Raw genomic sequence first — 12,519 nt, forward strand, 5'->3', positions numbered from 1 at the left:
CTGATCCTCATCATAACCTGTACTATACAGAGTACACAAGGTTATCCTGCATAGCACTCATTATGATTTTTCTTTAGCTTCGTAAAACTATTAGGAGGGGAGCCATGAAATCACATGTCCGAACATTACAGATCGCTTTCACTTATATTGGCACCATTGTAGGAGCCGGATTCGCCACCGGGCAGGAAATATTAAAATTCTTCACACGTTACGGGCACTGGGCAGTCCTGACCATCCTGCTCTCAACTATATTGTTCATATGGCTGGGTACAAAAATGATGGTCATTGCTCGGCGAATAGAAGCGGAATCCTATGAGGACTTTAACCGTCACCTCTTCGGGGAACAGGTCGGAAGCACCATCAGTTTGTTCACGATGGTCGTCCTGATCGGAGTAAACAGTATTATGCTTGCAGGGGCCGGCGCTATTTTTCAGGAGCATCTCGGACTTCATTATCAGACTGGACTACTTATCACATTGCTTGGTTCATACTTTCTGCTAAAACGAGGAATTTCCGGTATTCTGCAAATGAACAGTATTGTAGTTCCTTTAATGCTTACTCTGTCACTTATCATTATTTTTAATACTTTTCAAATTCCGGGAGCTGGACGATTCCTGTTCCTTGATAACGATCGCTCTCTCTTTGGGGCATGGATGTCACCGCTGCTCTACACCGCCTTTAATTTAGGGATGGCACAAGCTGTTTTAGTCCCTATGGCTCGTCACACAGAGGAAGAAAAATCCCTTGTATGGGGCGGTATTATTGGGGGTACCGGGATTGGTTTTATGTTGATTGCCGCACATTTCGCAATGAGCTCACAGATGCCAGGGATTCTCAAGTTTGAAATTCCGATGGGCAGCATCGCCGTCCGGTTGGGTACTGTAGTGCAAACTATATATCTGCTGCTGATCTTTTTGGAGATCTTCAGCACTTTTGTCGCCGATATTTATGGAGTAGCTGTACAGCTTAAGCAACGGCTTCCCCTATCAACCGCATTGATTACACCACTTCTGATGTTGGTCTGCTATTTACTGAGCCAGTTCGGCTTTAGTTCACTGCTCTCCGTGTTCTACCCAATCTTCGGAGGTTTATCACTGGTCTGGGCTGTCAAACTGCTACGAACACCATGGTCCTCTCCACCAGGTAGTAATACTTCATCGAACTCAAAGGAGAAGGGGAACAGTATCGTATCCGTAAAACCAATCACCCGAACTACACGGAAATAACCGCTGCTGTAGGAATCATACGTGCTGCCGCTTCCGCCACATGCTTGTGACAGGTCATCATCACAATCTGGCGGGAGATCGACAGTTCTCCAAGAAGTCCAAGTGCAGCATGAAGACGAGACTCATCAAAGTTAACGAAGAGATCATCGAATAACAGCGGCAGCGATACTTGCCGTGACATGGTCTCTGCCAATGCCAGCCGGATGGCAAGATACAGCTGTTCTGCCGTCCCTCGGCTGAGCAGTCCACTGTCCAGCAGTCCCCCGTCCTTGTGTTCAGCTTTCAGCTCTTTATGCCCTAGTGTCATAACAACCCTTTTGTATTCCCCTTCCGTCAGCTTGGAGAAATAATCTGAGGCAAGCAGTAATACCTGTGGCTGCTTCTCCTGCTCATACACACGGCGAGTTCGCCCGATTAGTTCGGCAGTTATCGCTGCCACTGCATATTTATCAGCCACGATCCGCAAGGCTGCTCTCTGCTCTTCCAGTTGCTGAATAACGGAATCCTCCACGCAGCGCTCCTTCAAATACTCCCTTTCCTGAAGCAGCTTGCCTCGTTGCTCCAGCAGGGTGTTCCAACCCTCTTCCTGCCGTTCCATCAATTCTTCAGCCGATGACCGCTCCAGCTGCAATGCTTCCGCATCATGATGATTTAATAATTCCAGCAGAGCAGCAACCCGCTCCTCCTCCCAACCACCGAACATAGCAAGCTCCCACTGGCGAATCGATTTATTCAGATCACTGCGCCGCTGCACAGCTGCTGACCTGCGTAAGAAATCCTCTCCACCAGTCGCCCCGCCTTCCTGTATCAGAAGCTCACGATGTTCTCTCAGCTCACCTAATATCCTGTGGCTCTCCTTGAGTTCTTCATCCACATCCTGCAATCTTGACTGCATAGTTTCCCGGCGAATCAAGTCCTTTTTCAGATCATCCCATGCTCTTTTTCGCAGTTCCAGCCAGCTTAGTAAGGTTAATGCAGATACTCGTTTCCCCTCTTGCGGATCTATTTCAAAACCAGCTGCCGCTACACCAGACTCGTCGCCAAGATCAGCACCCGACTCATAAATAAGAGCGAGCAGCTCCTCCTCAAACACGTTACATTCTGCTTCCAGCTCCTTCAATCGTAAGGAGAGTTTATTCTCTTGGCGCAGCAGCTCATTCCCTTGTTCAACCATAGCAAAAATATCCGGCAGCCCTTCAGGAGATAATCCTTCAGGCAACCTGCGTTGGCAAAGCCATTCTTCATATTGCTCAGCCGTTTCCGTGAATGCCGCCTCCGCCCGGTGCATTTCTTCAGCGAGCAGCTTCTCTTGGCCTGCCAGCGTCTCCAGCTCCGTGCGGCAGGCATCACGCTCGGCGGCATAGCGTTCGATGCGCTGCCGCCAAGCTGACCAAGCCTCCATGAGTCTGCGAAGCTCCCTCATAGAGGCCTCCAGCCCGCCTGCGTCAGGGCTGGACCCCGGGGCGGCCGTCCGCCGCCCCGGCACAACGCTCTCCGGCTCCGCCCCGGAGAGCAGCTGCCCCCGCAGCCGCAGCATCTCGGCTGCGGCTGCGCTGACGTCCCCGCCATGCTCTGGCGGGGACGCTTCCGGCCGGCGCGCTCCGCGCAAGCCGGCCCAAAGGGCCAGATCGGCCGCACCCAGCAGGCCGATCGCAAGCACGGCGCTAGCCGGCGGAGCACCGGTCAGCCACAGCGCTGCGGGCAGCAGCACGGTTAGTGCTGCCCCAGCCCACAGCAGGCGCCGGTAGAGCGCGGCCATGCGCTTCGCGCCAAGGCCGTCACTTCCGGCGCCGCGCGCTGGCCCTTCGCTGAGCTGCGCTTCGCGCCAGCGTTCGGCCGCCTGCTGCAGCTCGTCCCACAGCTGCAGCACTTCACGGGCGCTGCGGGGAGCCAGCTGCGCAAAAGCTTCCGCGCCGGTAGCGTGCTCACGCGCCAGCGCCCGTTCTGCTGCTTGGAGCGACGCTGAGGCAGCGGCCAAACGGGATCGCAACGACTGCCGCGTTGCACCCTCCGCCTCCATGCGGCGGTCATAACTAGCGAACGCCGCCGCAAACTTCCGTGCAGCTTCACGATCCGCCGCTGTCCCAGAGAATGAAGTCAGCTCTGCAGGGCCCCAGCTCACATCAATGCCGCGCAGAATTCGCCGCAAATGCTCATTCAGCGCCGTTAATTCTCCCTCAAGCCGCTGTCTTTCCGTTCTACGGTTCTCGTAACTGCTCCGATGCCGGTCCAGCCGCTCTAAAACAGGCCCCTGCGCTGCTAATACTTCATCTGGAGGGTTCTTTGCCAGTTCAATAGTAAGCTCGCTTAGAAGACGTTCATAACGTACTACTGATCCCTGTGCATTACGAATTTCTCCTTCAAACGCCTGAAAGCGAGTTGCTCCTTCTTCAGGAAAGGCTGAAATCAATGGCAATCCTTGCAGCTCTAGCTGAGCCTCGCTCCACTTTAACCACAGCTCACGGACTTCCTGTGCTTTTCGAAACATCACTAGCTGCTCTCCAGTAATCTTGCGCTGTTGCTCCAATTCACCTAGCTCCGACTCCGTTACCCTCAATGCAACTATATTATCGTTATATCGCGGAAGATAAGAACGGCTCTCAACCATTTGTCGCTCAAGCTTTTCAATGGCTTGCACAACTTTTGCTGCTTCTTGCAGCTTGCCACGAGGTTTGTACAGCTTCTCAGCTTCCTGCACCAAACGGCGTTCCGCACGCATGATTGTACCGCCACCGCCCATACCTGCATGAAAAAGAAAGCTGCTCATCTCCTCAGATTGAAGGGCAGCAAGCTCCTGCAGCTCGTCCAGTGAAACTGCGAACAATTGCTGGAACATACTCCTAGAGATCCCCCCAAGTAAATATCGTTCCATTTCAGCTTGTCCCAGCTCTTGAGTCGTTTCATTTGGATGATTTACTGTAATGTTCAGCTTTTCATTTCTTCCTGATCCCTCAGCACCTGAAGCAAAACGGCGAATGGTCCACAAACCTTCATTACTATCACGTATCTTCAAAGTTCCCCCATGCAATCCGCCTTGCATAGGTTCATACCTTTCCAAGGGATTTCCACGGCTTGGAATTCCAAACAGCATAGAGCGTATGAATTGCAGTGTCGTACTTTTTCCTGCTTCATTACGCCCATAAAGTACGGTCACTCCCTGCGTTAAATGAATCTCTCGATTGTGAAGACGCCCGAAGCCATTGATATGCAAATGTTCAATTCTCATCGTTTTGCCCTCCGGCTTGTTGATACGAAAGACTTTCCGCCGCTTCAACAGTATCATCCATCCCGCCAAGCATCGTGATTCCCTGCTCTGCTGAACCACGTAGCCAGCTCAACTTCTCTTCTTGACTAGTCATAGACAACAGCTTTCGCAGCTCCTGATTCTCCAATAGCGGTTTAAGCGCACTATTTAATAGTTCTTCGAGCGCTTCCGGGGAATGTTCCGTATGCTCTGCAATGCGCAGCATTTCTCCAAGAAAACTATCCTCTTCCAATAAGCGTTGGCGATCAATAGCTAAACCGGACTCTATAGCGAACCCTTCCGTCCAGACAAGCCCTTTGTAATCTTTACGCTCAGCCCTAATCGCCTCACGGCGCTGGAGTTCAGACAGCAAATCCTCTGCTGCCCCTTTTTCAGCCAATACTTTATGTACGTCCCCTCGCCCAATCAGACGAAATCTGACCACCGACATGAGCTCCGGGAGCTCCGCGCGGATGTCTTCAATAACCTGCTCCACTTTCTGTATCCATTCTGCTTCATTGCTTAATCCTTCTATAGATAAGTCTCTAACCTGCCAGCGGACGAAATCCAGTTCATGAAATTGCAGAGTGGATCTTCCAGCCTCATCTACATCCACAATATAACAACCTTTAGCTCCGGTTTCCTTAATGCTGCGCCCTTGTATATTGCCTGGATATACAATCACAGGCTTCTCATGCAGTACACTACGTTTATGAATATGTCCAAGCGCCCAATAATCAAACCCCCGTTCGATAAGGTCCCTGCGACTGCAAGGAGAATAGGTCTCATGCAGCAAATCACCGTCTACATTGCCATGCAGCATCGCAATATGAAACAGGCGGCTGCCAGGTTTACGAGAAAAGGTTACAGCTGTGTTGTTCGTCACTTTCGCCGTTGGGTAAGAGATTCCACTAACGATGGCAACTTCTTGGCCATCTATACGGCGGCAAGCTGTAGCGTGATCTGGCTTCTCTCCGCCAAATACGGTAACATGCTTTGGCATTTCCGTTGTCAGACGCAGTCCGTCAAGCGGATCGTGGTTGCCATGAATCAGGAACACGTGAATCCCGTGCTCACCGAGTTCTTTGAGCGCTTCCTGAAATCGCAGCTGTCCCTGTAATGATGCATCTGAAACATCATACACATCTCCACTAATGACAATAAAATCAACATTCTCTTGGATCGCAACGCGGACAAGCCGCCCGAGGGCGGCAAAGGTAGACTCACGTAAATAAGCACGAATGGCTGGCGAAATATGCGCCAGCCCGGCAAAACGGCTATCCAGATGTAAATCAGCAGTATGCAGAAAGCGAAATGGAATCATAGGTGCTCACCCTTTCGTTCCTGAAGGATACTGTAAATAGGTTTTTTTAAGTTCATTAGCAACTCGTGTCAACGAATATAGGCTTTTGGCTTTATCCCATGCGGAGCGCGAAAGCTCATAACGATAAGCCGGATCAGATATCACCTTCTCTAATGCATCAGCAAGAGCAATCTCATCGTCAGGACTGACCAATAAACCATTCACACCATCTTCAATCTGCTCCGGTATTCCACCCACATTTGTCCCCACTAAAGCCAGGCAGCTAAGTGCCGCTTCCGCAAACACTGAACCGAACGCCTCCGCCCGAGAGGGCAATACGAAAATATCAAAGAATGGCATGAATTCTTCAGGGTGCAGCGTATATCCGTAAAAGATCGTTTCATTATAGATCCCTAAATGCTGGGCCATCTTTTCCAGATCCGCACGTGAAGGACCGTCGCCAATAATATGCAGTACATACTCATGGCCGCGATTTTTAAGCTCCGCGCAAGCGTTGAGTAATATATCTATTCCTTTAGCCGGAACCAGACGTGTCACGGTCACTAGCTGCGGAATAGCGTTATCATGCGGAACAGGCTTAAATCTTTTTTCATCAAAACCATTCGGTATAACACCTATATTAGAAGGATCAATAATATAAGGGGCCACATACTCTGCAAAAGATCGCGACACCGTCATTAATCGATCACTAACATGCTCAAGTTCACGATAAAGTGAGACTAGAAAACGATGCTCCAAGCCATCCTCGGAAATCGCTCCATTTAGAATCAATTCCCGCTCGTAACTGGAATGCAGGGTATGAATTAACGGAGTATCGGGGAACACTTTTTTCATCGCTAAGCCAGCAATCGGATGATGAGAATGAATAAGATCATAAGGCTTACTCATCCGCAGTTTTGTCCACCATAAATAATCACGATAGGTCTGAATATATTTTTGAACGATCGGACTTTCTCCATACTGCGTCCAATCAAACGTCTCGAATATTACTTCCTCATGCCCCTTATTGCGAATCCGCTTAGGCAGCCAAAACAAATCCATCTCCCAACGGCTTGAACGGAATCTTTCCTGAAGATAAGGGATCATAGATGATACACCACCGGGTTGCTCCGGCGGGAAGAAGAGCGCTTGCAGCAAATTCATATGGTACATCCCCTTTACAATTGCCCTGTGTACTGTAAGACTTGGCAATTATGATATAGTTGAATATATGTAGAATTTCAGGTACGATTACGTTCCCCATACCTTGATTTTATCGGTATAAACATGAAACAGCAACTAAGAAAAAGGAGAATGATCTATGAAGGAAGAACAGCTGCCTGCCTCTTACACCGCATCTATTAAAGAAATGCTGGGGCAAGAGGCAGATGCTTTTCTAGAAAGTTATTCAGCGCCACGAACTCAAGGACTGCGCTTTAATCCGCTAAAAAGCACCTCAGCCATAGGCCAAGTTGCGGTGGACCTTACAGTCTCACAATTTATTTTGAAGCCTATCCCATGGTGCCAGGGCGGGTTTTATTATGATGAGCCCGCTCGACCAGGCAGACATCCTTACCATGCAGCTGGACTATATTATATTCAGGAGCCTTCCGCAATGTCCGCAGCTGAACTGCTGGCACCTGAACCCGGTGAAACCGTCCTCGATCTTGCAGCAGCCCCTGGAGGTAAAACTACGCATATCGCTGGTTTAATGCAGGGACAAGGCCTCTTAATCTCTAATGAAATCCATCCGGAACGCGCAAAAATTCTAGCAGAGAACGTTGAACGTCTGGGCATTAAGAATACCCTCGTAACCTGTGCAACACCAGAACAGCTATCTGCGCGTTTCCCGCAAGCTTTTGACCGAATTATGCTGGATGCTCCTTGTTCTGGAGAAGGCATGTTCCGAAAAGATCCAAAAGCCATTCAAGAATGGTCTCCTGCTCATGTAGTTATGTGCGCAGCGAGACAATGGGATATCCTGCAAGACGCCTACATTATGCTTAAACCAGGGGGTACTTTAGCTTACTCTACCTGCACCTTTAACCGTCAAGAGAATGAAGAAACCATTGCTCGATTGACGGCTAGTTACCCCGATATGGAACTACTCACCTGCAAACGCCTTTGGCCGCATTTAGAAAAGGGCGAAGGTCACTTTGTTGCACTCCTGCGTAAGCAAATTGACACTGTATCCGTAAATGACGATGCCAACCGCAACGCCAAAAAACGCCGAAGCAAAAACAACCCAAAAACTAATTCTTCTGTACGTGATGCCTACCAGCTTTTTCAAGACTGGGCTGCGGTAGAACTGCCTGGTCTTTCATGCCAAGGTGTACCCCTGCTCTTCGGCGAATCTCTTTATTTGCTGCCAGAATCCTTTAATGGCAACCTCCATACCGGGCTGCTGGACGGACTGCGTATTCCACGAGCTGGACTACATATTGCCCATTTGAAGAAAAATCGGATTGAACCTGCTCATGCATTAGCTATGGCACTTCAGCCCCTACAAGCATCACGAAGCTTTGATCTCAGCAGTGAGGGCCCGGAAATACATGCTTGGCTCCGCGGTGAAAGCCTGCCTGTCCCCAGCGAATTACATGGATGGACGCTTGTAACTTTAGATGGTTTGCCAATTAGTTGGGGCAAGGCGAGTTTAGGCCAGCTTAAAAATCATCTCCCTAAAGGATTACGTATCCTAAAAGCCCATATTGACGAGCAATAGGCCATAGACCAGTGCAACAGGCCCTCTTCGGCATATGATGTCATTATCTCAGAAAGCTGCGACACCAGTCACAGCAATTGAGAAGAAGACATAAGTTGAGGAGGAATAAATCATGGGTGAATTTCAAGGAGGAGCTTTCACTTCGACCGGAGCGATTTTGGTACTTTTCATCTTGCTGGTCATCATTTCCCGTTCGTTGTTTGTTTAAAACCTTCCCGGCTTAATTAGCTGGTGAAACGAAGCGGCTGTGTCGTCCTTTTTTGGGGCGGTGCGGCCGCTTTATTTCTTTCCGACATAACATCTCCATTTGTTATTCTCGTGAATATTTACCGTCTGAAAGCCCGATTTCCGTAATAACTGCTCCATCTCTTCGTTCTTAGTGAATTGCTTCATATGATAATTGATTTTATAGATCTCAGAAATAATAACAAATGTACCGCCTGCTATCAGCACCCTAAATGCTTCACTTATATCTTGTTCGAGGTCCGGCCAGAAATAATGCGTCTGAATCGCTGTGATCGTCCCAAAAAATCCATCGTTGAACGGTGATGCTGGTATGTGCCTGATTCATGATTTTGATCATGATATTTCCTACGAACCCTCTAGGATTCTTGGCTTGCTCAATCAGCGCATTCAATAAACCCATATTTGTACCTCCCAATCAATTGGCCATACCAGCAGCCTGATCCCTTGATATATGTTCCGTAAGATTTTCTGCTGTAACTGCCCACTTATCTGCTTGATACTCTATTTTATGAATACTAGTATATGAAGTCGGGAAATGAGCATTCTTATTCGTCCACGTTAGCCCTTTTAAAATATGGTATATAACATTAATTACGCCACCATGAGTGACCATAATTACATTTTCATTTGGATCAGTACTCTCCAGTTCATTACATAGTTTTGAGAAACTTGAACTTATTCGCGTAAAAAATTCCTGGGGACTTTCTCCTCCTGGAAATCTCTCATCCATTCTTAAAGCCGAGAAATAAAGACCCGGGTATCGTTCATTTGCGATTTCATGGGGCATTCCAGCGATTACACCATTGTTCGTTTCTCTCCAATACTGGCTGCTTTCAACAGGCAAATTAAGCTCTCTGGCGATCTCATTTGCTGTATCTAACGCACGTTGCAAATCACTACAAAGAATACGGGTTATGTTAAAGCTAGATTGATTTTCCTTAAGATAATATCCAAGACGTTCGGCTTGTCTATATCCCTCTACTACAAGTCCACGTTGACTCCAACCCCCACGAAAGCCTTCTTCATCTATTCCATGCCTTATAAAATATATAGCCATCGATTGTATACCTCCTGAACAAGATTGTTATACATTTGCATTAAATTTCGAAAACGCTTGTTTTTTAAGTTGATCCCAATTGGGCGTTGCAATGTTTGCTTGTTGCTTCAAAATATCAAATGAATCAAACAAAGCTGCTATTTCGCTGAAAGAACCGTCCACTAATTTCATAAACGGTAATTTATGAATTATTGTCAGACCATAATATACAGCCTGCTTGTGCTTCCGAACAAAGTTAACTTGCCCTGCTGGAGTGACAGTATAACCTAATTGCTCCATGATTTGAAACCCCTCGTCCATTACTGAAATGGCTTGTTTTAATAGCTTCTTATCTTTGGATACCTTTTTCAAATCCCCGTCATGCAGATAACTAAGGGAGTTCAAAGCCACTATAGGCACGATATGACTTTTGAGCCAAGCATCCATATCCTCATGATAAGTTAGCTTATACTTAACATTTTTAAACGCATCATCCAGTACAGGCTTTATTGGAATCTCACCGTCTAAACTGCCAAGTACCATTTGCCCTCCTGCGTGTATTTTGATAACGCGACCGCTCGTTTCCCGAATTCCTGCACTAAGCTGAAATCCGAAGAGTATATTTTTCCTCACATTGCTCATTTCCTGTAGATCCTTTTGCATGCCAGGAGCATCGCCATTGTTCCCCACAAGAATTATATTCTGACTCTGATTCTCAGCTAGAATAGGTAGCACAGATGGAAAATCATTATATTTCATAACAACAAAAATAAGATCATAGAGATCATCGGATCGAAGCGTAGAGATGACCTTTACTGTATCCACAGTGTTTTTAATTTGAAAATAATGGCGAAGCACAAGTCCGTCTTTCGTCAATTGCTCTGCTCGCTTTCCTCTGGCAAGCATGGTGACATCATTTTCCCCACGCACTAGAACATGTGCAAGATAGCTGCCTAATACTCCCGCTCCAAAAACTAAAACTCTCATATTTAACTCCTCTATCCCTTTTTAGACATTTGTTGAATTTCGATCAACTGTTCGATAAAATTAGATTATCACATCTCCGGTAGGGTTCAATCGTTAGTTTGATCGGGTTTGTTGATTTTTCAACAGAATACAATACATTGTTTAATAAAAAGGGAGTCTTACCATGGACAGAAGAATTAAAAAAAACCAAACAGCCATCATGAATGCATTAATTCAACTGATGGCTGAAAAAGATTTTGAAAAAATAACGATCAACGAAATCGCAGAGCGCGCTGATGTAAACCGCGGAACGATTTATTCCCATTATGCGGATAAATACGATCTGATGGATAAATGTCTGGAGGCTCAGCTCCGGCAACTAATCGAAAGCTGCTCCGCAGTGGAGGATGAAACCGAACCTAATCCCTCGAAGGCGTCATTGCTCCGCACGCTGGAACAATTGGAGGAGAATGCTCTCTTTTATAAGACTTTATTAAGAAACAAAGCTTTACTCTCCTTTAGAAACCAATTACAAGAAATGATAAATGAGCAGATTAAGGTACAATTTTTAGAAAACAATTTTAACCTGGATGAGCTGAGTAAAAATATATCTGTGCAATTTTTGAGTTCGGCGACTGTCGGAGTGATTGAATGGTGGTTTACTCATAGTAATCCTTGCTCTGCAAAAGAGATCACTGAAAAGTTATGGTCCATGCTCGATCTAAATCTGCAGATGATCCGTTCTCAAGCTTGAATATGCTCTCCCGTATCCATCTCATAAATGGAGCTGATGATTTTTTCAATGGGAATCTCCTTAATAGATATATCAAGGATCTCTACCTTTTCGCTAAGAATATGCAGAAACTCGCCCATTTTACATTGCTCGGTATCGATCAGCAGCTCCACTTCGTAATCCGATATTCTTTCCGATATCAGAGTCCCAGGCAGATCAATATCTCCAATAGTTGTGGCGGCTGAAAGCCTAACTACTTTTTTGGCGCCCAGATGCAGTCGAAGTTCAGAAAACTTGTCGTCATATACTTTTTTCCCTTGATGAATTATAAGTACTCTTTGAACCAAACGCTCTACATCTTCCAAGTCATGTGTTGTCAGAATAAATGTGGTGCCTTCCTGATTCATTTGCTTAATGAATTCTCTGATTCTTTGTTTAGCTATCACATCCAGCCCGATCGTCGGCTCATCCAAAAAAACCACAGGTGGTGAATGAAGCATCGCCATAATAAACTCGCATTTCATTCGTTCTCCCAGGGAAAGGGTGCGTGTGGGTTTAGTGATAATATCGCCAATCTCAAACATGTTTACAAATCGGTCTAGTCTTGTACGAAAGTCGTTCGTAGGAATATCATAGATTTCCTTGTTCATATAAAAGCTATCCAAAGGGGGTATGTCCCATATTAACTGCGATTTCTGTCCGAACAATACCCCGATTTGTTTTACATATTGATTTTTCTGCTTATGAGGGTTGTACCCTAGAACATTTATTTCGCCCGAGGTAGGATAAAGGACGCCTGTCAGCATTTTAATAGTCGTAGATTTCCCCGCACCGTTTGGACCCAGAATGCCAATGACTTCTCCTTTTCCAACACTGAACGAAAGATCTTCTACAGAGGTAATGATCGATTTTTCACGGTGAAACAGACTTTTAAATACGCTTTTTGCATCTTGTCCACGGTGATAGGTTTCATATTGCTTGGTTAAGTTCTTGACGGTAATAATGTCCAAGTGAAATTCTCCTTCTTAGAGCTAAACTAATCT

12 protein-coding genes are annotated in these 12,519 nt (G+C 46.7%); 4 read left to right on the top strand and 8 right to left on the bottom strand.

The genetic code is table 11. The features are described 5' to 3' along the window. The first annotated feature begins 104 nt into the window (after positions 1-104). Positions 105-1,226, top strand: a complete 1,122-nt coding sequence (locus MHI15_RS26395; protein ID WP_339281929.1) for a YkvI family membrane protein — start codon at positions 105-107, stop codon at positions 1,224-1,226. Here MHI15_RS26395 and MHI15_RS26400 read toward each other — a convergent pair. The 3 genes from MHI15_RS26400 to MHI15_RS26410 are packed head-to-tail and all read right to left on the bottom strand — an operon-like array spanning position 1,213 to position 6,937. After that, positions 1,213-4,452: an AAA family ATPase gene (locus MHI15_RS26400; RefSeq protein WP_341165085.1), complete on the bottom strand. Its 3,240-nt coding sequence runs from the start codon at positions 4,450-4,452 to the stop codon at positions 1,213-1,215. The two genes, MHI15_RS26395 and MHI15_RS26400, sit on opposite strands and share 14 nt — an antisense overlap. Continuing rightward, positions 4,442-5,794, bottom strand: coding sequence for a metallophosphoesterase family protein (locus MHI15_RS26405; RefSeq protein ID WP_076218090.1), 1,353 nt, complete (start codon positions 5,792-5,794; stop codon positions 4,442-4,444). Before MHI15_RS26405 ends, MHI15_RS26400 begins: the two co-directional genes overlap by 11 nt. 6 nt (positions 5,795-5,800) lie before the next feature. Beyond that, entirely contained in the window at positions 5,801-6,937 is a 1,137-nt protein-coding gene (locus MHI15_RS26410) for a glycosyltransferase family 4 protein (protein WP_076191391.1), read from the bottom strand. Between the two features lie 157 nt (positions 6,938-7,094). Between MHI15_RS26410 and MHI15_RS26415 the strand changes: the two genes are divergently transcribed. Together MHI15_RS26415 and MHI15_RS26420 are read left to right on the top strand one after the other, a co-directional pair. Further along, positions 7,095-8,495, top strand: a complete 1,401-nt coding sequence (locus MHI15_RS26415; protein WP_076191388.1) for an RsmB/NOP family class I SAM-dependent RNA methyltransferase — start codon at positions 7,095-7,097, stop codon at positions 8,493-8,495. 112 nt (positions 8,496-8,607) lie between these two features. Beyond that, entirely contained in the window at positions 8,608-8,703 is a 96-nt protein-coding gene (locus tag MHI15_RS26420; protein ID WP_081383126.1) for a sporulation protein YjcZ, read from the top strand. Between the two features lie 71 nt (positions 8,704-8,774). On the opposite strand, the gene MHI15_RS26425 is transcribed toward MHI15_RS26420, so the two are convergent. Genes MHI15_RS26425 through MHI15_RS26435 form a run of 4 tightly spaced genes read right to left on the bottom strand, consistent with a single transcriptional unit; the run spans position 8,775 to position 10,764 of the window. After that, positions 8,775-9,014 (bottom strand): hypothetical protein, encoded by a 240-nt coding sequence (locus MHI15_RS26425; protein WP_376747903.1) that lies wholly within the window; start codon positions 9,012-9,014, stop codon positions 8,775-8,777. Next, on the bottom strand, positions 8,959-9,141 hold the full coding sequence (locus tag MHI15_RS30825) for a hypothetical protein (protein WP_076191385.1): 183 nt from the start codon (positions 9,139-9,141) through the stop codon (positions 8,959-8,961). Before MHI15_RS30825 ends, MHI15_RS26425 begins: the two co-directional genes overlap by 56 nt. A 15-nt stretch (positions 9,142-9,156) precedes the next feature. Further along, complete coding sequence (locus MHI15_RS26430) at positions 9,157-9,798, bottom strand: histidine phosphatase family protein (protein WP_076191382.1); 642 nt, start codon at positions 9,796-9,798, stop codon at positions 9,157-9,159. 27 nt (positions 9,799-9,825) lie between these two features. After that, entirely contained in the window at positions 9,826-10,764 is a 939-nt protein-coding gene (locus MHI15_RS26435) for a ketopantoate reductase family protein (RefSeq protein ID WP_076191379.1), read from the bottom strand. 163 nt (positions 10,765-10,927) lie between these two features. On the opposite strand from MHI15_RS26435, the gene MHI15_RS26440 reads away from it, so the two are divergent. Further along, complete coding sequence (locus MHI15_RS26440) at positions 10,928-11,497, top strand: TetR/AcrR family transcriptional regulator (RefSeq protein WP_076191376.1); 570 nt, start codon at positions 10,928-10,930, stop codon at positions 11,495-11,497. On the opposite strand, the gene MHI15_RS26445 is transcribed toward MHI15_RS26440, so the two are convergent. Beyond that, positions 11,488-12,486: an ABC transporter ATP-binding protein gene (locus MHI15_RS26445; protein ID WP_256717187.1), complete on the bottom strand. Its 999-nt coding sequence runs from the start codon at positions 12,484-12,486 to the stop codon at positions 11,488-11,490. The genes MHI15_RS26440 and MHI15_RS26445 overlap by 10 nt on opposite strands. Between the last annotated feature and the right edge of the window lie 33 nt (positions 12,487-12,519).

This window comes from Paenibacillus sp. FSL H7-0918 (assembly GCF_038007025.1).
GTDB classification, from domain to species: domain Bacteria; phylum Bacillota; class Bacilli; order Paenibacillales; family Paenibacillaceae; genus Paenibacillus_AQ; species Paenibacillus_AQ odorifer.